Origin of the sequence: Desulfogranum marinum (genome assembly GCF_016918565.1) — a bacterium.
GTDB classification, from domain to species: Bacteria; Desulfobacterota; Desulfobulbia; order Desulfobulbales; family Desulfobulbaceae; genus Desulfogranum; species Desulfogranum marinum.
On the sequence record NZ_JAFFQD010000009.1, the window covers coordinates 93,185 to 114,672 of the forward strand.

Genomic DNA, 21,488 nt, shown 5'->3' on the forward strand with positions numbered 1-21,488 from the left:
TTTTAACATTTTGCAATACTGATGGCGTCGTAACTTTTAAACTTAGCCATCCTTAGTGTGCGATGGACTTTTTACGAGTCCATCAATACTGTGCAATTCTCTTTTTCCGTTACACTATTGCGGCTCAACAATGCCGCTACATCGACCGTGATCATAAACAGACAAGGGATAAGTACCAGAACGATGGTTGTTGCAAAAACGATCCCGTATCCCAATGACAAGGCCATTGGGATCATGAACCGTGCCTGCCTTGAGGTCTCAAATATCATCGGTGCCAACCCCCCAAAGGTTGTCAACGTGGTTAACACAATGGGACGAAACCTTCGTATTCCAGCTGCATGAATAGCTTGGTACGGTTGTATTCCTTTTGCCATTTGTTTATTGGCAAAATCAATAAGCACCAGTGAATCGTTTACCAATACGCCAGAAAGTGCCACCATGCCCATCATACTCATAACACTGAGATTATACCCCATCATCATATGTCCCAAGACAGCCCCTACAAGCCCAAAGGGTATCGCCATCATGACGACAAACGGCTGTATATAGCTTTTAAAGGGAATCGCCAATAAAAAATATATAAGAACCATTGCTCCGCAAAATCCAAACAGCAGACTTTGCATACTCTCTGCTCGGTCTGCCTGCCTGCCTTCATATCCATACGAAAGACCAGGATATTTCCGTAAAAGTGCCGGCAGGATAGTTTTGTCAAGAGCGGCACTGATCGTATTGCCTTCCCCGATAGGATCGACATCGGCCCCGACAGTTACAGTACGACGTCCTTCCCGTCGACTGATACTGGTATACGCCCTGCCCCTTTCCATTTCAGCAACATAACTAAGTGGCACAAACTCACCATCCGGCGATTTGATCAACATCGACTCAATAGCATGTTCACTGAGTCGCTGGGATTCAGGCAATCGTACTCGAACAGACACCTCATTTCGCTCCCGTTGCTGTTTCAATGCAATAACACCCTGAAAACTGTTGCGTACCTGGCTTGCGATCGATTGGGCAGTCAAGCCGAGGCTTTCCCCTTCCGGCGTAATTTTGAAATCCAACTGTTCTTTACCCGGATTAAAACCATCATCAATATCCTTTACCTGGGGAAAGTCGGCAAGCTGTTGGGCAAGATCGCTGCCGGCCTTATCCAGTACACTTATATCACGATGGGAAAGTTCCACGGAAAGTGATTTCCCCCTGCCTGGCCCTCCTTTATCAAATTCAAATCGAAGAGACTGAAGGCCGATGATCGGCCCTGTCTCTTTGCGCCATATTTTTGTCATTTCCCGAGTTGACAAGGTGCGTAGTTCCTGATCTGCTAGGTAGGCGGTTATACTCACCTCATTGTTATCAATGTGGGTAAAAATATCCGTAACCAGGCTCCTGCCACCGTTGCGCTCAACAACGTTCTCCAACGATGCAACAAGTTTGTCGCGTACAGCGATTGCCTTTTTGTCCGGGCTACCGTAAGGCAAGGTCGCAGTAACAGTGGCATAGTCTGATTCAACCCTTGGCATGAGAATGATACCAACTCTCCCGCTAAAGACATACCCCAATACAATAAGTAAAATTGCTACCCCCGCGGCAACCGAAAGATATCTCCTGCGTAGGAAAAGATGAAGAGCAGGGCCGTATCCTTTGTCAATAAATTTCAGTAGCCCTGTACTGAATCTTTGCTGCCAGGCGTAGAGCGTTTTTGTGACAATATTGCCGCCCCCGGCTTTACTATGGCCAAGATGCGAGGGAAGGATAAAAATCGCCTCTACCCAGGAGACAATAAATACCGTTACAACAACTATAGGTATAACCTTCCAGATCTTTCCCATAACTCCGGGAACAAACAGCATCGGAAGAAAAGCTGCGATATTGGTAAGGATACTAAAAGTAATGGGTACGGCAACATCTTTTGCTCCCTGTATAGCCGCCTCCACAAACCCCATATTCTGCTGCCTGTATTCATAGATGTTTTCGCCGGCGATAATTGCATCATCAACCACGATTCCTAAAGCCACAATAAAGGCAAACATGGAGATCATATTGATCGATACATCAAACAGGGGAAGAAAAAGCATTCCACCGAGAAAAGAGACCGGGATGCCCATGGTCACCCAGAAGGCAAGCTTAAAGTCCAGGAAAAGACCGAGCAACACCAACACCAGCAATAAACCGATAAAAGCATTTTTCAGTAACAACTCAAGCCGTTGCTGGTACACTATTGACTGGTCTCTGTTTATTGTCCACTGAATACCAGGCGGGAGCTCGGTCTCTATGTCGGCCATGGCTGTACGCACCGCCGCAGCGACTCCCATTGGGGTCTGATCTCCAACTCTGTACACGTCGAGAGCAATAGTTGGGTTGCCGTTAAAAGTGACCACATGATCTGATTCTTCAAATCCTTCCTTGACCGTTGCAATATCTTCAAGATACAGCACGGTGCCGTTTGTACCTGTCACAATAGGAATCCGGCTGAATTCCATGGCCCAATCATGGCGGTCTTTTACCCTGAGCAGAATATCACCGCTGGTGGTTTCAATTTCTCCTCCAGGCAACTCGACAGAGGCTGTCTTGATGGTTGCAGCAACCGTTGCCAGCGTTAAGTTATGGGCGCGCAGTTGGTCTTGGCTGATTTCTACCTGAATTTCATAATCCCTTGCCCCAACAATACTTATCTGTGAAATTTGCTGCTGCAACAGGAGTCGATCGCGCACCTGTTCACCCAGTTCTCTTAATATTGCTTCCGAGACCTTTCCATGCAGGCTTAATTGCAACACTTCCCGCTTTCTGGAACTTAAGGACACAACAGGTTCTTCGGATTCATCGGGAAAAGTGGTGATACGATCTATTTCCTGTTTGATTTCCTGGAGCACCTTTTGCCGATCAGCACCATCAAGCAGCTCGGCGGTCACGGTACCAGAACCTTCAGATGCTTTGGCTGATATTTCTTTTACGCCCTCCACCGACTGGACCGCTTCCTCAACGACCAGCAAAATCCCCTGCTCCACTTCCTCCGGGCTTGCCCCTGAATAAGCAACGCTAATGGCTACATTATCCAATTCAAAATCAGGAAAGACCTCTTTTTTAATATTAAAAGAGACAAGGAGACCACCAATAATAAGTAATATCATCAATAGGTTGGAAGTCACTCCGTTGTTGACCATCCATGCAATTGGCCCTTGAGATGATGTGCTTTTTACTTTCATCATTTTTTCTCATTATCGTGTTGTACATATTGATTACCTGTCTCATTTTCACTTAACATCCCTGATGCAACAGGAGTGGAACGACGCAGAAGCATGCCAGGCACCGGTGTAGAAAGATTCGATACAATCAACTCTTCTTTCGCATCTATGCCTCCAGTAATCAAAACGCTTTCCTGATTTTTGAAGGCAATGGTCACTGCACGGACATCCAGGGTTCCATCATTTTTCAACACCCACAGTTCTTTCCCGTTACGGAGAAATTCTCTGGAAATTTCCAATGCATCTGGAACTGGAAGTCCTTCTATCTCCACCCGTACGAATGAATCAATAAGTACCTGGGGTTTATCACGATTAGCCGGCTCGATGGCCATGGGGTCATCAACGGCAATCAGTAATCTTGCCATGCGTCCTTCGCTCTCTAAGGCAGGCAAAAGCTGGATTACCTGACCTTGCCGAAAATTCCCTGCACCCCAGGCCGCTGGATTATAAATTTTTACTGCAGAGCCTTGTTGCCCAACTTTAGCGGGTACAGATATCCATTGGAGTTGATTTTCCGGGACAGATACTTCTACCCAATAGCTGTCTGTACCGACAAGCGTGGCCAGCGAAGAAGATGAAGACACCCAGGTTCCGATATCCGCCTCACGGCTTTGGATCATGCCATTAAAAGGTGCCATAATTTTCGTTCGTTCCAAGTCGAGCTGGGCTTGCTCATATTTCGCTTGGGCAACATCCAAATCATTTTTCAGATTATTCAACTGCGGCTGGCGAAGCATCAGGCTTTTTTCAAGCTCAGACACTTGTTCTCCCAGGAGGTCTAGTTCTCTTTGAGCCACCAGTTGATTACCTTTTTCAAGTTCAATGTTGTTTTTGGCCTGCGCGACTTGACTTGCCTGCTGCCGCACGATCAGTTGATAGTCTTTAGGGTTGATTTGGAGCAGGGTATCTCCCTTGGTGAAATTACCACCTGGGACAAGCTGCCCACTTATTGCAGTCACCTCTCCGCTTATCTGCGGTTTGAGGTCAATGGTTTGAGCAGGCTTAACCACACCCATAGCATTAATGAGCGTTGGATATGTGCCAAACAGAGCCGGAATTGTGTCCACTAAAACGGTATGCCTGCTTTGCGGCATTGGTTTCGCCTGAGGGCCGGTTTCAAACAGATGCAATGTAATCAAGCCACCAGCTATAAGGACGGTCATCGGCAAGAAAACAGTCCACACAAAAAAAGCAAATTTGGACTGCTTAATGTGTGGTATTGTTGAACAGGAATCTAATCGTTTTTTTTCCACAGTACGAGATTGGTTGGTGTTCATAGTGCTCCTATGTAGCAGGGCTTATATAATTTGTTTTGTTTAGTTTATATACGGCGTAGATTACCGCTATAATCCCAACCACTTCCAAGGGAGCGGCATAGCTGGATTCGATTGACTAGAATATTGGCCTGGGCATTGAGTTCGCTTTGCTGCAACGACTGTAGAGACGTTAAAGCTGAAAGTACCCGCTCGTAATTTTCAACGCCTTTCAGATACCGTTCCTTCACCTGATCCATACTTTGTGTTGCCAGATCAAGCTGCATCTTCAGGCTGTTAATATATTGAAGTTGTTGCTTTTCCTGGATCAGTGCATCTTCCACCTCACCTGCAGCAACAAGTATGGCTTGGGCATAATCATGGAGTTGTTCGGCTGCCACTGCTTTTGTCCTCTCCACTTCAGCCTTGCGCCGCCCTCCATCAATAATCGGTCCGACCAGGTTTGAGGCAAAGGATGCTATGTAGTCACTGAAAATATCACCGCCATAATTGCCTGATGTCTCCACCAAAATGGTAAACCGTAGCGCCGGAAACCTGTCTGCAATTGCAGCCGCCACCCTTTTGTCGGCTGCTTGTACTGCCAAAAATGCGCTGCGTATATCCGGACGCTGACGGATCAATTCTGCAGGTATTCCAGTCAGTGGCAGCTCAGGCAATAACGTAAGCGTTGAAGGTACTTGATAAGATTTGGTCCCTGGTGCCAAACCAAGCAATATGGTTAACTGGTGTTCACTTTGTTTACGTTCAGCCTCTTTTTGTATTTTCTCGCCGTTTTTTGATTCTACTAGCTGGCGTTGTTGGAGAACATCCGCTATCGAGACCTGTCCGGTCTTGAACTGAGCAGAAACGATTTCCAGTCCCTTTCTGTTGGTTTCTATCTGTTTTTCCAATAAACGGATGGCGCAGGTCTGTTCAACCAGTTCGTACCACGTGGTGGCCACCTCTGCCGTTAACGTCATTGCCGCTGCATTCAAATCTGCTTCGGTTGCCTGCATATCCAGCATGGATGCATCCGTAGCTGAACCAATCCTCCCCCATAAGTCGAGTTCATACTGGGCTGAAAGACCGAGGGCGAGCGCATCGGTCTTAGTAGTGGTGCCATCACTTTCAGCCGCACTGTGCGATCCTTCTGCTTCCCCATCAAGTGTTGGAAACAGCTCCGCACTAGTTTTTCGATAAACAGCCTTTGCCTGCCGAAGCCGGTCCCAACTGCTCTTTAACGAAAAATTATTTCCCAGAGCCTGCTCAATTAAATCGTTCAGTGTAGGGTCATTGAATGATAGCCACCACGATGGTGCCTGCTCCACTGTACCTGACAGCGAAAATGAAGATGTCAGTTCAACCGGCACATTTAACGCTACCGGCTTGGTGCTACATGCCGTTATCAGCAATACAGTGAGCATGCCTGCTGCAAGATTGATTTTCATTGATCCAGTTGTGTTCATATTTTTGATAGTCATTCAAATAGTGAGACTTTGTTTGGTAGATGATGCTGCAAAAATACTCTGACAATTGGTAAGAAATGAGGAAACAATGTGTAAATGGAATTTTTCTGTGCATATTTGCCATCATTTGCTTAAAAAAAGGAAAATCCTTAAATCAGTCCAGTTCACATCAGGGAGAATTATTCAAGTATGAAAATTACCATTCAATACAAGCTTTTTATGTCCATGCTTGCTGCGACAGTATTGGTAATCGGATACATGGGGGTGGTCACTCAGTGGAGTTTTGATAAAGGATTCCTTGAATATATCGACACCCAGGAACAGGTAGAGCTGGAGTTGGTTGCCACCGAGCTAGAGGCGTATTATGCAAAGCATCAAAGTTGGGAGAGCTTAAAACAAGACAAGTACGAACTTTTTAGCATTTTCGCTAAAACCCTCCCCGAGGGGAGAAAGAAACGATATCTGCAGAAAAAAATTCGTAACAAGGAATTACCAGCCTGGATGAACGATAAAGAACCGCCAAACGATAAAAAACACCCCACCCATCCGTTGGAACGTACAATAATCCTGGATGAATTCGGCCTTCTTTTTTTCGGTAGTCAACGTGGGGATGCTTTACCCAACCTGCGAATGCTTACTTTTGAAAAACAGGAAATCGGTGCCATCGGCCTTTACCCTCCTGAGTTTTTCCAGGACAGCCACCAGCTGCTTTTTGTTAAAAAACAAAAATTAATCATCGTGCTGGTAGCTCTGGCCGCCATCCTTATTTCCATTGGCTTGTCTCTACCTCTGGCCTTTCAGCTGACCAAGCCTGTACGCCGGCTTTCAGCAGCAGCTAGACGGCTCATTGGCGGCGACTATTCCACCCGTGTACAAGTTACCTCGAAAGATGAACTCGGCGCGCTTTCACGAGATTTCAATACCCTTGCAGAGACGTTGGGCAAAACTGAAACCCAGCGAAAACAATGGATCAGTGATATTGCCCATGAGCTCCGGACCCCCTTGACAAGTCTCCAGGGCGAAATAGAGGCAGTACAGGATGGAATTCGTCAACCTGACCAGCAGACATTTTCCAATCTGCACCAGGGCGTATCGAGACTAAACAGGCTTGTGGAAGATTTGTATGACTTGTCTCTTTCTGAATTAGGAGTACTCTCGTTTTACCAGGAAAAGATTGACTTTCGCGCCTTACTTGCTGACGAGGTAACAGCCAGACAAAACGATGCTGAAAAAGCTAAGCTCCGCCTCCTTCTTGACACGGAACAGAAACCGCTCATTATCTCCGGCGACAAGCAACGCCTGCAGCAGCTCTTCAATAATTTGCTGAGCAATAGTATTACGTATACAGAGCAGGGGGGAGCCATAGAAATTAGTTTGCATAGAGATAACTCGAATATGAAATTGGACATTATGGACACAGCACCAGGAGTTCCAGACGAAGCGTTACCGCAACTTTTCAACCGTCTATTTCGGGTTGAGCAAAGCCGTAACAGATCCCTTGGCGGTGCCGGACTTGGTCTTGCAATCTGTCAACAGATAGTGACTGCCCATAATGGAACAATCACTGCCACCCATTCTCCCACAGGAGGATTATGGGTGCAGGTTACTTTGCCCCTTTTGGGAGAATCATCATGAATAGGAAAATTTTAATAGTCGAAGATGAACCTTCAGTAGCTGAGCTGCTGTATGATTACCTGAAAGCATCACACTATTCTCCTCACGTTATTGACAATGGTATGGAGGTAAAGCCCTGGGTGCGACGGCATAATCCTGCACTTATTCTGCTGGATATAATGTTGCCTGAATTGGACGGGGTTGCTGTATGCAGAGAGTTACGCACTTTCTCCACAGTACCTATCATCATGACCACGGCCAGAGTCGACGAGGTGGACCGTCTGCTTGGCCTTGAGCTGGGGGCAGATGATTATATCTGCAAACCTTATAGTCCACGGGAGGTGGTTGCTCGGGTGAAAGCAGTGCTCAGGCGAACGGAAAATGGAGAGCAAGACAGGACAGCTAACCCGATCACCATTGACGAGGCCGGATACAGGGTGTTGCTGAAGGATAAAAACCTTAATCTGACGGCTGTCGAATTTCAATTGTTTGTCACTCTCTATGCACAGCCAGGAAGGATTTTCTCCAGGGATCAGCTGATTGATACCATCTATCCTGATCGTCGAATTGTAAATGACAGAACAATTGACAGCCATATCAAAAAACTTCGCATAAAAATCAGCAACATACAGCCAGGGTTCGAACTTATTCACTCAGTGTATGGGGTCGGGTACAAATATGAAGAGTCATGAATTGAAATAAAAAGAGAGGACAAACGTTAGTTTGAGAACAGGTTACCTGCAAGATACACTTCACGGTTCTCCTAACGTGTTATATTGTTTAAAAAAAATGGCTAAATTAAAAATTATGTGCTGGCATTCTGTATTTAATATCATTATATCATTTAATGATATTTATGACTTTTTCGAATCTGCTCCATTTATACCCAGCCGCTCCTGGTAGTGGGAAGAAAAGCAAATTTGAACAGTTTCAGACAAACAAACGGCAACACGGACCTGCTCAACCGACCCGCGTATTGCAAAGTAAGAAATATTCTCCAAAATAAAAAAACAGGCGGCCAATGATCTAATTCTACAATTGGATTATGAAAAGAATGCCCATACCACATATACGATTGCAATCGACCGGATTTAGACAATACTGGACGATCAGTTTGTTTATGCACCTGCTTCTTTTTTTCATTCTACCTATCTCCTCACCTGCCAAGGAAGTAATCAGTATAACGAATGGTAGCTGGCCACCCTATCTCTCTAACAAATTACCTCATTATGGATTTGCTTCTCATGTGGTTTCAGAAGCATTTGCATTGGTGGGAATTTCCGTGGAATATGGGTTTTTCCCCTGGAAAAGATCGTATGCTTATGCCAAAGCGGGAGAAGATGTTCATGGTAAAACGTGGAATGGTACAGTCATATGGGTGTATACAGAGGAGCGGGCCAAAGATTTTTTATATAGTGACCCTGTTATCATAGACACCGAAATTTTATTTCATTTAAAAAGCAAACCGCTTGACTGGAAGGTTGTTGAGGACTTACAGGGCAAAACCATCGGTGGGACACTGCATACAGCATACCCCCTTTTTGAAGAAGCCGAAAAACGTGGCATTTTAAAAATTTCGCGGGGTGGAAATTACAACATCCTGTTTAAAAAATTATATTGGCGGGATGTAGACGCTGTGCCTCAAGTGAAACATGTAGGGCGCTACTTTTTGAACACTACTTTAACCGAAAAAGAGCGCAATCAGATTGCCTACTCGCCAACTGTTGTTCAAGAACGAAAATATCATCTACTCTTATCCAAACAAATCCCAGAAAACATACGATTGTTAAAACTATTTAATGAAGGACTGCAAAAACTTCGTACTCATGGACGATATGATGCCCTTCACAAGGAACTCGAACAGGGAAAATATGACATGCAGTTATCTGAATAGGATTTAAAAATATACAGGATAACGTCCTATCAACACTGCAAATGAGTACAAGAGCGACAACAAAGCTTACCCAAAAAACCAGGAAAGAAAAATGAACAACATTCACGAAAAAGATTGGGCAGACGATAGCTGGTGCGGACATACCGGCATGGATAATTTTTCTGATTACTGTGTTGTCGAAAAAAAAGAAAACAACGTGGTAATAGATAAGCCTGACGGCGCTACAGAGGAGAAGAGCAGTAGCGAAAAAGAATAAACATTTTGGGAAAAGCTTTCTCTTTGGGTGAAATTTACTCTTGTCATATGCGGCGTTGTCGCAGGAGCAGAAAATACAAAAGATTGAATGGTTGAGAGCTGGGCCTCGTCTCGAATCGCGCCAAGCGGCAAAGAAGAATTATAACGTTTTTCATGGGCCATCGCGTCAATCTTTTTTGCTAAGATTGTACAAAAGGAAAAAAGGGCTGTTGGCCAACATGACCAACAGCCCTATCTACGATATACGTGGTGAAGGTTTATTTGGAGTATGAGGAGTTATCACTCATACCCTTCCGTGTATCCATGTTGAGTCGACCTTCTGCAGCTGCCTTCTTATTCCATTCTTGCAGCAGTGAGGCTTTGAAAGCCAACTTTTCGTCCACAAGCTTTTGTAAGGGCACACCAGCTATTTCTTGGGCCTTTTCTTTGGTTGAAAAATCGGGCGCGACGTAATCAAATACATCATGCTTGGCCAATACCATGGTCAGTTTTAATCTTGCCTGTTGGGCCTTCTCATTTGCGACACTCAGCAGTCTCAAGGTTTCTTCCGGTGCATGGTAAAAAGAACCGTGACTTGCAATCGAATAATCCCACAGCCATTGTCCGGATCGGATAAGTTCGAGGCTTTCAGTCATCTCCTCTTCAGTGGCCCCTGATTCCCACGCCTTGCCTGCTTCAAGGTGTGCTTTTCCAAGGTTATCCATGGCAATGTCCATAAGCTGATCTTTTCTATCAAGCTTTCGTTTTACCAGCGATTTAAATTCCTCTTCCGATTCTTTATGACAGTTAAGGCATGTGTTTGCGATGTTATCCAGAGGATTGCCGATATGATGATCGGAGTATTTCACTGAACCTTCCTGCTTGTATGGCATATGGCAATCAGCACATGCAACGTCTCGTCGGGCATGTATGCCGGTTTTATATAACTCATAACCAGGATGCTGTGCCTTCAACATTGGAGCTTTGCTAATTTTATGCGTCCAGTCTGAAAATCCATAATTGTTGTAGTAGATCTCCATTGACTCGCCACTTAAACCTTCTGCCCAGGGAAGGGTGACAACTTTAGCAACTTGTTCCTTGCCGTCTTTGTCAGTATATTCTGTCGTTTTAAAATAATATTCGACATGGCACTGAGCACATACCAGCGAACGCATATCCTGGTGGGTGATATCTGCAAGATTGGTTCCACTGGCTTCTAACGCGCGTTTAAGGTATGGACGCGAAATTGCCAGATTTGCAGTTTGGCTGTCATGACAATCGGCACAACCAATAGGATTAACGATCTGGTCACCAAGCCGAGCCCATTTTCCAGTAAAAAATTCATTTTCTCCTTGTTCTTCCATAACTCGGGGAACATCAGGTGATTTACATGTCCAACAGGCTGTGGGCATCGGTCCTGTAGCAGGTCCAACCGGAGCCCCTGTGCGCAGTGTATTAATATTACTTTGCAGCGCATAAAAATGTCCCCTGGGAGCATTGTAATCTTTTGCAAATCCATAGCCAGCCCACAGCACAGCCAGCTGGGGTTTTTTGGCCAGCATATCATCGATTTTATCGTTTTTTCGGGTCTGTTTCCAGGAGTCATACTGTCGTGGAAAATATTTAGCCCAAACCTCGTTTTTACTCTCGATGCCTTCCGCCTTCACAACAGGACTGGTAGTGAGTTCTTTTCTTTCGGCTTGCTTGCCGTTTATAGAGTTTGCCATAAACCCCATGGCAATTATTGCTGTAACAGATCCGCCTAATAGTAGTTTAAACTTGTTCACCATCTCCTCCACGAATTAAAGTTCTCGAACCCCAAGATTGTTGGGAGTTGTTGATAAGCTTCTTACCTTGCCATGGGGTACCTCTCGATGGCACTCCCAGCATTTTCTCACCGTTCCGGTAGTACCATTAAAATCATGAAATCGATCGCTGTTGGAAACAATCGTTTCTGCAAGTTTTGCATGGCAGGACAAACAATTCGCCTGAACGCGATTTGCACCATCTTCACTTATCTGAATATTGTTTTGATAGGTGTTGAGGGTAAAGGCAACAGAGTGATTCCAGCCGTCCCTGGCCTTAGCCATATACTTACCGACAAACGAATGAGTAGGAAGATGGCATTCGACACAGCTGGCAACTCTGCGATGAGAATTGTGCTGCCATGTGGCGTACTGGGTATTCATCACGTGACAGTTGATACAGGCAAGGGGGTCTTTCGACAGGTAAGAGAGGGCTTTGGATGCGTGTACCATATATCCCAGCATTACAACAGCTATGATAAAGGTAACGACTGAACTGAATGCAAGTAATCTACCTGTTTTCATATATGAGATCCCAATGAGTTCAGTGATTTAACCAATCACAAAAAGAAAGAAAAACACGATATATGAACCTCCTCACGTTTCAGGTTCTTGCACCATGATATCACCTCCTTAAAGTGTTGATTGATAATTGCATTCATCGCAAAATCGTAACTACGTACAGGTATTAGGTATAATAAATCAGAGAGTTACCAACCCGGTGAGTAGTTACGTAAAATTTTACAATGAAATCCAAGCACTCAAGACGATTTCTTATATGAACAAATACGGTATGAATTTCTACAAGCTTTTTAAATTAAGGCTGACAGTTAGGAGCGCAAGAGATACCAGAATCCCCTACTTCTAATCCTATATTAAGATACATTATTAACATGATCAGGAACAAATGCCAAATGTGTTAACGAAAAATCACATTTTATGGGAATCTTGAATCACCAGCAATGTAGTGCCTGGTCAGGCAAGCCATGGACTCGAGGCATGCGATACATTTTACTACAGCCCTATATCTCATGGTGGAGTCTGCACTTAAGTGTGAGTATTATTTCCTCGACAATCACACAAAGTCAGGCAAAAAGGTTCAAGCCGACATACTCCTATCAACCCCAGCGTTGCATAACACCGCAATAAAGGAAAATTAGAAAACCTCTGCATCACTTTGAGGAGAAGAAACGCAGAGGTAGACGTTATCGTGCCTGTGTTGGCAACCTTTTCATTTGAAAATATATATGCTTGTTTTCAATCGATTATTAAGGATACTATACTCATGCTACTAATAGAGGTAAAATCTACGTTGTTACTGTTTGGAAAATAGAAACTTTGAACTACATAATCAGGAAAAAAGTACTGACACTAATTCCTAACACATAGTCTATTTCCCCTATTGTCCCTTTTTTGATCAACAAATTTCGCTCCAGAAATAATCAAGTCCTGAACCAATAGGAAAGTACTATGTTGCAAGGGAAAAAACAAATATGGAACAAGCTTGTCGGTGACATTATCGAATAGATACAGGAATTAGTGTTAACCAGGGGGAAAGGTAGGAAGTTGGTATCTTGGACTTGGCAATGTTAAGTCCAAGGATCAGTTGCTGAACTCACCTGTTCAGGAAAAAGGTTAACTCGTAGATATTGTGTTCAATCTATGCCTTGCCAGCGCAAATATATAGTTACGTCGTAACCTGCGATGGCTCGCTGATTTGCAGAAGTGGACCAGGTTTATTGGATAAAATTGCGGCAGAATGTATTTTCTTTTTTATTTATTAGCTCAGCTGACAATCACGTGAAGGACATTTTTATACGCAGACTGGTACTTCTAAGCGTCTGACCTTGTAAACAAGAGTAAATTTTAATTTTACACTGTTAGTGATTTCAGGAAATACCACAATAAACGAGACAAGCTTCACCTGTGGGCTTTTTCCATTTCTCCATGAAACAGCCAAGATTGAATGAATAAAGACCTACCGGTGATAATGCATAATTTTCCCACTTGCCTCTTTCTTCAAAATGTCACGACAGATCTGCGTTTTACTGATGGAATAACCGAAATTAGTCATTTTTTTACTAAAACCGGCAGATTGTCCCCTTCCCGGATCAACAATTATCACATCGCAGTTTATTTTAGAGTGCTGATCAATAAAATGTGACAACTCTGCGGAATGGCCTTTTTCATACAAGAGGTCACTTCCTATAATAAGATCAAATGTCCCAAGGCTGGTATTTGTATCCCCCCAAGCAGTACGTATGAATGGAATATCCGGGCCGTTGTTGAGTCTTGTGTTTTCGTGAAGAAATGCTTCTGCTTCCGGGTGATAGTCAGTAGATGTAATATCAGCCAAACGATGATTAAGAACAAGACTGGCAAGACCAATACCGCAACCTACTTCCAATATCCGAAGCCCCTCAATTTTATAATCAAACATTAGATGTGCAAGCACTTCTGAAGACGCCCAAACTATCCCAAACAGTGGCCAGGTTGCAGAAGATATCCCCAGCCTTGATGCAATCCCATCCGGGTCCGAATATTGTTGATTATCCCATAACGTTCTGACATGAATATCAACATCCTCAATCTCAATAGTTTGATAACGAATTCGCAACGGGGGCATACAATACCTTTTAGTTGATGATGGGGTGTGAAAACAATGAACCCTGATCAACTGGACGGATTTTTTTCTTGAGCCAATTCTCAAAAATGTTCCTTTGGTTGTCATATAAAATATGTGCAAATGACGACTTGTCACAGAAATACTTGATATGCCCGATAATTGTATAGAGGGTCAGAGTATGTTTCCCATCAAGGAGCTTTTGGTATCCCTTTATTGTTTCAATATTATCTCGGACCATTTTTTTAAAAGAGCCGTTGGTGATCTACTTCATTTTCACGATTTCATCGACCAGCGTATCAATCTTGTGTGAGGCCAAACGGGTTCCAGGGCAATAGGTCTCAGAAATTTTAGCGAAATGGAATGCATTCAGCACTTCACTTTTGGCATCCGTACTCTTTGATTTTTCCTTTATTATCTGTTCGAGCTTCTCTGTTTCTTCCTGAATACTGTAAAATTCACGATCCGCTGTTTCAAAAAGCGCTGCCAGGCTCTTAATTCGCCTTTGCAGCCCGTGAGGAATCGATTTTTTTATATTTTATTTTATGATCAAGAACGGACCACGCATTCTGTATAAGGTTTGAACCTGAACCTCGAAAACGATGTCTTTATATCTGCTGTATTCAGGCATTGCTTCCCGTGCCTCATCAAGCTTCATATCAAGATGCAGCCCTTTGTAATCAAAAATGTTTTCTGTCTGCTCAATGAGCTGAGATTTATCGGTAGAATCAATTAAATAGAGATTGTCCCGAAGAATATCTCCGACTTCTTAAATGTTTTTTTCATACAGGCAGATGATCCGAACACCTATCAGGTCGGTGATATAATCTTTTATCTCATATGCTTTTTTCCCTTTCTCAAGTTCCGACTGGTATTTTCCAGAAAACTTTTTAATGTCTTCTTTTCGGTCTTTTAGGCGTGACGTGACCGTGGCCCCCGACAATTCCGGGGAGGTTGCCAGGAGTGATTGTATAAGTGTTGATAAGGATGATTCGGCGTTGCGTAGTAACTCGAAATTGTCATTGACGTAATCGAGTAAGGTCTGTTTTTCTTTTTCGAAATTTGATGATGCCATTATGGTGTGGTTTTACTTTTGTCTGCTTGAGAAAGGTCCACATTTGGTGCGAAGGTCGTTTCAAATGAATATTTTCTTCTCTGAACCAGAGTTTTTTCGCAGCTGTCTCAGAGTATGCTTTGTGTGATTGTTTTGGATAGACATTGTGAAGATCAGCCTATTCCCTTTTATTGGTGATGAAATTAAAAAACTGTTTCCTCTGTGAAATGCATGTGACCATGCTTGAGATGAATCCTGATTAAAACGAGTTTCATATCGTCCATTCCAAGATTTTTATAGTAGAGGAACATATTATCATTGTTTTCAATATTGCTTGATGAAAGAGTACCGCACATGAAATGGTTAAAAGAGTGGCCCTGATACAAATCAGTGGTGTGCATTAATTCAAGATCATGTGTATGCCCGCAGAAGACGAACTCGATTTTATGGTGGTGAACAAAATCAATCAAAACGGCTGAATTTTTCAAAGGGCATTCATCCGTACCCAATATCGAATAGTGTGTCAGCAGAAGTGCCAAGTCATGGCTGGTTTGGTTAATCCTTTCTGATACTGCGTTCAGCACCTCTTGTTCTACAAATCCGTCATCACAATATAGTTCATTGGAATCTATACTGATCAACAGTACCGCCATTCCTTTTATCTTAATTAGCTGAACGAAATTTACATCAGTGAAGTGATCATCCACTCTGGTGATGTTCTGCTTGAGAAAGAGGTGCTTTTTACGGGTTGTACCAGATTCAAATATTCGAATAATTTTTCTATCAGAGATATATTTACGAAAAAGTTCATGTAAACGCATATTTCTTTTGTCATGATTGCCAAGGGTAGAAATGACGTGTTCACATTTGATGGCATCAAGAAACTTGCCCGCTTTTGCATATTCATCTTCAAGCCCGTCTGTCGTGTTGTCACCGGTGTTTATTACGATATCGGCATCGTAGGAGTTGATTTTTTTCAACAGGACATCATCGTCACCAAGCCAATGACGAGGCCCGAAATGAAGATCCGAAATATGGAGAATGTTCATGTTTGTCACGTTGCCTTTTGTATTGAATTGTCAACCGGCACTAAGAGAACTGCTACAGGCGACGAGCCATTAAAAAGAGTTATAGATTGGATGGTTTTTTAAGTATTCGCGTTTTTAAGAATACTCACATTTGCTTCTTTTTTAGCCTTCTTGGCTGCCTTTTTTTCTTTTGGGCTCAGGGCTGCTTTTTTCTTTTCCTCTCTGTTGCTTTTACGTTCTTTTGCCATTGTTTTGCTCCGGATAAGTGTGGATGTTTCTGGTGCTGTGGGTACAACGCTACGCTTGGATTCCTCGTCAGGCTCTTTTGATACCAATTTTACGAAGGGAATCTTCAAGGTGCACAAGGTGATTGTAATCTTCGCTTAGTAGAATGATAGCAAAGCAACCATTTGATTCTATCGTATCGCAGTTGTATGGAAAAACCGAGTTCCGCTTATTGCCATCAAAGAGTAGTGGACCAAGCATTTCGGTGAGTTCAGTAAAGGAACAGGGGTTGATTGTAATCTTGATAAATTTCCAGCATGCAATGGAGAAGTGGATTTTTTCAAGTTGGTCAATGATGAGGCGAACAAATGTTGAACCGTTGAAACGGGCGTTATTTTCAACAGGAAAGATGCCCTCATCCGTCACAATATAATCGATGCCAAGTACGCCTGTATAACCAGATGCAGACATCTGTTCGACAACTGTAAGGGATGCATCCATTATATAATCAGAAACCCATTTTGCTGGTGGTTGACAGCTCTGGGTACCGATATGGACCATACCGTTTTCACATATCTGATCGGCCAGCCCCAGATGATGAATGGTTCTGTTGGTACCGATAGCCCATTGATCATTAGGAGTTGATACAACATCCAAAAATGGTTCGATGATTACTTTCATTTCACCGCTGGCAGCTATCTTGTTATACAGATTCAGGATATCATCTCCGGCCGTTCTGTATAACGACATGCCCGATTCTCCCAGCGTACCTCGTACTATAACCTCTTCATGTTCTGATAGTAGTTTGAGGATGACACGGCTCAAGTCGCAACCATTGTCGCTATTTTCTGGATCGATCTCAAAAGTGGTTCCCGCGACAACTGGTATTCCCAGCTCTTTACAGATTTTTTTGAATTCGGCTTTTTCGTTGTATTTTAAAGTGGCTGCCTCGGTTGCGCCAAAAAGATCAGCACCTATAATTTGCGCGGCTTCCGCTTCCATCTTTCCCGAAAACCAGGGAACATATATCGGGTTCCTGCCTGTCTTTTCTATGCACTGGATTATCGGTTCAGGATTCTTGATAATGCATTGTGCTAGAGAGAATTCAGAAGACAGTTGATTGTAGGTAACAACGTTGTCAGGCCCTAGTCCTAAAGAACGAAGCCAGCTATAATATTCACGGTGCCGATCTCCACGGAGAACAACCAGGTCTGACTTGGAGGCCGAAGGAAGGGCTCGATCACAGCTTGATCGGATGGAACCATCACGACGCGGAAACTGTGAGAAATTATCCGTCCCAAATACGACCAGTTCATTGTCACTGTCCGATATGCATTCCCTCAGTCGAGGCTTAGGTATTCTCATCTCTGCATTCATAAAATTTCTTTGGTCACACCGTTAAAGGGTACACCACTGCCAGGAAAAGAGTATCGACATCAGTACTGTATAGCCGCTGAGGGCGAAGTACCACTTGCCTGTAAATTTGGGCGTTCTGATCGGTGCAACATTCAACACCGCCAAAAAAATGAGCACGATATAGAGTACAATCGAAAATGCTCCCTGACTCATCACCGGACTAAATAGAAAGACGACGGCCAGCAGGAGAACGTTATTGTCCAAGGCAAGGCCTAAGTAGGTCGATTTATCAACCAACCCAAAGACATTAAAATAACTCAGACGAATGACCCCGGTTGCAAGTATGAGAAAAGCACCGGGCAGGTACCAGGCACTGAAATGACCATAACTGAGCAGGAAAACTGCCGGGCAGACACCAAAACTGACAATATCAATAAGTGAGTCAAGTTGTGCCCCAAATAACCCCTGTTCTTCAGTCCGGCCTTTCATTTTCCTGGCGATAATACCATCACTCCAGTCAAAAAAAACAGCCCAGATCATACCGATCATTGCTGCATGGAATAGACCAAGTATAGAAAAATATATAGCAAGCAGGGTACAACAGAGGCCAATCAGTGAGCAGATATTTGGAAGATCTCCAGCGTAGGAGAGTATAGTTTTTTGCGATGTTTTCATACTCACCTAAACACGTTCAAGAACAGTCTGTAAGGCCAGTGTAAGTTCAAGGTTTTCCTTCTTGGTCCGACTGGCTATTCGGACATAACGATCTGATTCAGGCAATGTTTTACCCTGACAGTGTTTTATGTATATATTGTGCTCGACAAATAACCTTTCAGTTGCCTCTGGAGCTGATGGTCCACTATCCGGCAGCCGGCAAAAAATATAATTTGCAGTCGGCTTATAGACCACCATTCCCGGAATGAGCGAAAGGAGTGTATAAAATTCGTCTCGATCTTCCTGTACCTTCTCGCAACTCTTTTTGAATTGTTGTTTGTACTTCGGCGCCAGTCGCAGGAACTCTTCAGCAAACCCATTTATATTCCAAATATGGAGCCCTTGTTGGACCAGTGCCCGAAAATGTTTATTGGCGGTGAGAAGATAGCCTATTCGTATTCCGCAGATGCCATAGGCCTTGCTCATACTTTTTATAATCGCTAGGTTCTGGAAGTCCCCAACATCGTTTTCAAGGCTTTTACTCTCACCATTTTCCGCAAAATCGATGAAAGATTCATCGACTATGAGTATGCAATTATGCTCATCCAGGATTTTCAGTAGCCGAATCAGCTCTGCCTTAGGCACCAACAGTGATGTCGGATTATTCGGCGAAACAACTACAGCTATACGTGCACCCCTTCGAATAGCCTCCTCTGCAAACGAATCAACATCAAGCTGAAAGGACGGCGCTTGTAATGGGAATTCGATGACCTTTCCTTCTGGGGCAGCATTAACATATTCGTTAAACGACGGGACCGGAACAATCATTTGTCGATTCATCCCGGCAATAATCTTAATCAGTTCTGCTGCTCCATTCCCTACCACGATTTGCTCAGGTGGCTGTTGAATCAACTGACCTGTCAGGTGCGCAAGCTCATTTTGGGCGACGGGGTAATTGAGGACCAGCTCATGGAGCTTTTCTGTACAATGGTTGAAAAAATCTTCAGGCGGAAAATAAAGGTTATAGAGATAGTTGTGATCAATAAAGTCATCACGCCAATATCCACCATGTTGACAGGAAACATCTTTGTAGCGTTCTTGAGCGGTAGGTGTTTTGTTGGGCATCATTCTTAATGAACTACCTTTAACGAAGAGGTCGATGGCACAGTACTCATAAGGCCAGCGGATTGGATTGCCAGACTGGAAATACTGATGAAATTATTAGTGGGTAGTTGCGGATCGAAAAGTTCACAAACGGTTTCAGCCGCTCTCAGATCGTCCAGAGTATCAATTTCATACCAGAGGCTGGAGTCAAAGAATACCGGTGAGAGGGAAAGGTACCCTTCGCTCACCATATCGGCAAAGACTGTTTCATAATAACCATCCACTAAATCGTTAGAGATGTAGCAGTCCAGTTTTTCACAAACTGCTACCCAGGTGGCCCTGGAGAGACTGTATATGTTTACGGTCTTGAAATGAGTTGCTTCTGTTTTGTTGATGCCGCAATGGAATGCGTCAACCTTATTGGCTCTGTTTACGGTCACTGTTGTACCGTTCATCCAAGGGCGTATTTTTGCTACTGCTACGCGATCAGGTGTCAGCATACCTTCCAGCATTTGGCTGTCGAATACCAGATCGCTTTCAATAAGCATGAATGGCTCATCTATGATTTGCCTGGCTAACCATAACGAGTAGATATTATTTGTAGTTTTGTAGAGAGGGCTGGTTATATACGATATTTCCATCCCACCAGCCCGTGTTCCAAGATATTCACGAACCGAATCTTCCTGATGACCTACAACAACGACCAATCGCTTGAAATCATACCCCTGCAGGGAACGCACTAGTCTTTCAAGGATCGTAAATTCATTAACATGGACGAGGCATTTAGGGGTCAGGTCTGTTAGCGGAGAGAGACGACTACCGGTTCCTGCTGCAAGCAGCAAAGCCGTACGTACCCGTCCCCCTCCAACACCAGCATGAAGAGTTCTTTCTTGCATAGTAATCCTCGATAATTATTGCCGAACTGTACCTTACAAGGATTCAACACGGAGTTGTGCGAATCAGGTTGGCAAAAAATGATATATATCTTTTCTTTTGTGCCGATTGGCTCAGTGGGAATAGCTGAAGGGCATAAATCTGATAGTAGAATTACTACAGGAAGTGAGTTGGAAAAAAGACGTTGAATTATCAGAAGACTGAACGTCTATTTCACTAGATAGAATGTCCAATCTACTCCAACGACTTTCGCATGTCAATGTTTTTCCGTTTTTTTGTAGATTTGAGAAGATAGAGTAGGAGGGTAACCTGGCAATGACAAACAATTATCTACAAGTAGATAGTTCGTATTCCATTTCCATCTAGTACTGGTCTAATTGAGGAAGACGGGAAGAAAAGGTAAAGGCCACCAGTTTTAGATTACCTGATAATACAATGAAAAATTGGTGTTTGCTTTATCCTTAACCTTTTTACTGAGGGCTGTTCGTGATTCTGTGAGTATGACCCGAAGATTGCCGAATGCAAGGTCTTGCCTTTCATTTTTATCTTAATTTGATGTACCTACTGTGGAGCTACGATGACGAACGTTATCGTAGGGGCAGAGGCTCGTAGTGGCAATGTTAACCTCATTAGAAATCCTTATAGTTAGGACATTCTTACTGTATCTTTCTACCGAGAATCCTCGACAAACTGGATGTGAAATGGTCAGGCACTATGTCAGATACCACAACACAATCAGTTAACCAAGTCAGTGCCGATTTTACTTAATATGGATCTGTATCTTTGATTCTAGCAATCTTTTTTGAGATCCGTTAAACTATCGCGTGAAAAGTAAAAATGTGTCCTATGCTACTGGTATGATTCGTACATTAACCTTTTTTGAGCGCTGCTAGGGTTTCGTGTCCCATGTTTGCGAGGATTTTTTTCAGAGGAAAGCCGCCGAAACTCCTTTCACTCAGTTATTAGTAACAAAACAACATACTATTAGTACGACTATTAAAAGTATGCTGCCGATATCACACGTTATATACTGAATTAGTAT

17 protein-coding genes are annotated in these 21,488 nt (G+C 43.5%); 4 read left to right on the forward strand and 13 right to left on the reverse strand.

Translation table 11 applies throughout. The annotated features are described in order from the left end of the window. Positions 1-71: 71 nt before the first annotated feature. From JWH17_RS07345 to JWH17_RS07355, 3 genes are read right to left on the reverse strand one after another with little or no spacing between them, the layout of a single operon-like run. Entirely contained in the window at positions 72-3,206 is a 3,135-nt protein-coding gene (locus JWH17_RS07345; RefSeq protein WP_205221945.1) for an efflux RND transporter permease subunit, read from the reverse strand. Next, the gene (locus tag JWH17_RS07350) at positions 3,203-4,519 is read right to left on the reverse strand and encodes an efflux RND transporter periplasmic adaptor subunit (RefSeq protein WP_205221946.1); all 1,317 of its coding nucleotides are present in this window, start codon (positions 4,517-4,519) and stop codon (positions 3,203-3,205) included. Before JWH17_RS07350 ends, JWH17_RS07345 begins: the two co-directional genes overlap by 4 nt. Positions 4,520-4,563: 44 nt before the next feature. Further along, positions 4,564-5,943, reverse strand: a complete 1,380-nt coding sequence (locus JWH17_RS07355; protein ID WP_205221947.1) for a TolC family protein — start codon at positions 5,941-5,943, stop codon at positions 4,564-4,566. A gap of 207 nt (positions 5,944-6,150) precedes the next feature. Between JWH17_RS07355 and JWH17_RS07360 the strand changes: the two genes are divergently transcribed. The 4 genes from JWH17_RS07360 (at position 6,151) to JWH17_RS07375 (ending at position 9,725) form a co-directional block, all read left to right on the forward strand. Continuing rightward, positions 6,151-7,596: an ATP-binding protein gene (locus JWH17_RS07360; protein WP_205221948.1), complete on the forward strand. Its 1,446-nt coding sequence runs from the start codon at positions 6,151-6,153 to the stop codon at positions 7,594-7,596. Then, positions 7,593-8,267, forward strand: a complete 675-nt coding sequence (locus tag JWH17_RS07365; RefSeq protein WP_205221949.1) for a response regulator — start codon at positions 7,593-7,595, stop codon at positions 8,265-8,267. Before JWH17_RS07360 ends, JWH17_RS07365 begins: the two co-directional genes overlap by 4 nt. Positions 8,268-8,629: 362 nt before the next feature. After that, positions 8,630-9,469: a substrate-binding periplasmic protein gene (locus tag JWH17_RS07370; RefSeq protein WP_205221950.1), complete on the forward strand. Its 840-nt coding sequence runs from the start codon at positions 8,630-8,632 to the stop codon at positions 9,467-9,469. 91 nt (positions 9,470-9,560) lie between these two features. Beyond that, complete coding sequence (locus JWH17_RS07375; protein ID WP_205221951.1) at positions 9,561-9,725, forward strand: hypothetical protein; 165 nt, start codon at positions 9,561-9,563, stop codon at positions 9,723-9,725. A gap of 256 nt (positions 9,726-9,981) precedes the next feature. On the opposite strand, the gene nrfA is transcribed toward JWH17_RS07375, so the two are convergent. The 10 genes from nrfA to JWH17_RS07420 form a co-directional block, all read right to left on the reverse strand. Beyond that, complete coding sequence (gene nrfA / locus JWH17_RS07380) at positions 9,982-11,493, reverse strand: ammonia-forming cytochrome c nitrite reductase (protein ID WP_205221952.1); 1,512 nt, start codon at positions 11,491-11,493, stop codon at positions 9,982-9,984. 12 nt (positions 11,494-11,505) lie between these two features. Next, on the reverse strand, positions 11,506-12,033 hold the full coding sequence (gene nrfH / locus JWH17_RS07385; RefSeq protein WP_205221953.1) for a cytochrome c nitrite reductase small subunit: 528 nt from the start codon (positions 12,031-12,033) through the stop codon (positions 11,506-11,508). 1,453 nt (positions 12,034-13,486) lie between these two features. After that, the gene (locus JWH17_RS07390; RefSeq protein ID WP_205221954.1) at positions 13,487-14,134 is read right to left on the reverse strand and encodes a class I SAM-dependent methyltransferase; all 648 of its coding nucleotides are present in this window, start codon (positions 14,132-14,134) and stop codon (positions 13,487-13,489) included. A gap of 766 nt (positions 14,135-14,900) precedes the next feature. After that, complete coding sequence (locus JWH17_RS07395; protein WP_205221955.1) at positions 14,901-15,206, reverse strand: nucleotidyltransferase family protein; 306 nt, start codon at positions 15,204-15,206, stop codon at positions 14,901-14,903. Positions 15,207-15,388: 182 nt separating this feature from the next. Continuing rightward, the gene (locus JWH17_RS07400; RefSeq protein ID WP_205221956.1) at positions 15,389-16,234 is read right to left on the reverse strand and encodes a metallophosphoesterase family protein; all 846 of its coding nucleotides are present in this window, start codon (positions 16,232-16,234) and stop codon (positions 15,389-15,391) included. A 98-nt stretch (positions 16,235-16,332) separates the two neighbouring features. Continuing rightward, positions 16,333-16,461 (reverse strand): hypothetical protein, encoded by a 129-nt coding sequence (locus tag JWH17_RS24040; RefSeq protein ID WP_269755825.1) that lies wholly within the window; start codon positions 16,459-16,461, stop codon positions 16,333-16,335. A gap of 67 nt (positions 16,462-16,528) precedes the next feature. Further along, positions 16,529-17,815, reverse strand: coding sequence for a hypothetical protein (locus JWH17_RS07405; protein ID WP_205221957.1), 1,287 nt, complete (start codon positions 17,813-17,815; stop codon positions 16,529-16,531). Between the two features lie 21 nt (positions 17,816-17,836). Then, positions 17,837-18,469, reverse strand: coding sequence for a CDP-alcohol phosphatidyltransferase family protein (locus JWH17_RS07410; protein WP_205221958.1), 633 nt, complete (start codon positions 18,467-18,469; stop codon positions 17,837-17,839). A gap of 6 nt (positions 18,470-18,475) precedes the next feature. After that, positions 18,476-19,576, reverse strand: a complete 1,101-nt coding sequence (locus JWH17_RS07415; protein ID WP_232370966.1) for a pyridoxal phosphate-dependent aminotransferase — start codon at positions 19,574-19,576, stop codon at positions 18,476-18,478. Between the two features lie 2 nt (positions 19,577-19,578). Beyond that, complete coding sequence (locus tag JWH17_RS07420) at positions 19,579-20,448, reverse strand: phosphocholine cytidylyltransferase family protein (RefSeq protein ID WP_205221959.1); 870 nt, start codon at positions 20,446-20,448, stop codon at positions 19,579-19,581. Between the last annotated feature and the right edge of the window lie 1,040 nt (positions 20,449-21,488).

Bases quoted from the DNA above. Each gene is read 5' to 3' on its own strand.
- JWH17_RS07410 (WP_205221958.1), bottom strand. From the start codon at position 18,469: ATGAAAACATCGCAAAAAACTATACTCTCCTACGCTGGAGATCTTCCA.
- JWH17_RS07390 (WP_205221954.1), bottom strand. From the start codon at position 14,134: ATGCCCCCGTTGCGAATTCGTTATCAAACTATTGAGATTGAGGATGTT.
- JWH17_RS07370 (WP_205221950.1), top strand. From the start codon at position 8,630: ATGCCCATACCACATATACGATTGCAATCGACCGGATTTAGACAATAC.
- JWH17_RS24040 (WP_269755825.1), bottom strand. From the start codon at position 16,461: ATGGCAAAAGAACGTAAAAGCAACAGAGAGGAAAAGAAAAAAGCAGCC.
- JWH17_RS07400 (WP_205221956.1), bottom strand. From the start codon at position 16,234: ATGAACATTCTCCATATTTCGGATCTTCATTTCGGGCCTCGTCATTGG.
- JWH17_RS07405 (WP_205221957.1), bottom strand. From the start codon at position 17,815: ATGAATGCAGAGATGAGAATACCTAAGCCTCGACTGAGGGAATGCATA.
- JWH17_RS07360 (WP_205221948.1), top strand. From the start codon at position 6,151: ATGAAAATTACCATTCAATACAAGCTTTTTATGTCCATGCTTGCTGCG.
- JWH17_RS07395 (WP_205221955.1), bottom strand. From the start codon at position 15,206: ATGGCATCATCAAATTTCGAAAAAGAAAAACAGACCTTACTCGATTAC.
- JWH17_RS07350 (WP_205221946.1), bottom strand. From the start codon at position 4,519: ATGAACACCAACCAATCTCGTACTGTGGAAAAAAAACGATTAGATTCC.
- JWH17_RS07345 (WP_205221945.1), bottom strand. From the start codon at position 3,206: ATGATGAAAGTAAAAAGCACATCATCTCAAGGGCCAATTGCATGGATG.
- nrfH (WP_205221953.1), bottom strand. From the start codon at position 12,033: ATGAAAACAGGTAGATTACTTGCATTCAGTTCAGTCGTTACCTTTATC.
- JWH17_RS07415 (WP_232370966.1), bottom strand. From the start codon at position 19,576: ATGATGCCCAACAAAACACCTACCGCTCAAGAACGCTACAAAGATGTT.
- JWH17_RS07355 (WP_205221947.1), bottom strand. From the start codon at position 5,943: ATGAAAATCAATCTTGCAGCAGGCATGCTCACTGTATTGCTGATAACG.
- JWH17_RS07365 (WP_205221949.1), top strand. From the start codon at position 7,593: ATGAATAGGAAAATTTTAATAGTCGAAGATGAACCTTCAGTAGCTGAG.
- nrfA (WP_205221952.1), bottom strand. From the start codon at position 11,493: ATGGTGAACAAGTTTAAACTACTATTAGGCGGATCTGTTACAGCAATA.
- JWH17_RS07420 (WP_205221959.1), bottom strand. From the start codon at position 20,448: ATGCAAGAAAGAACTCTTCATGCTGGTGTTGGAGGGGGACGGGTACGT.
- JWH17_RS07375 (WP_205221951.1), top strand. From the start codon at position 9,561: ATGAACAACATTCACGAAAAAGATTGGGCAGACGATAGCTGGTGCGGA.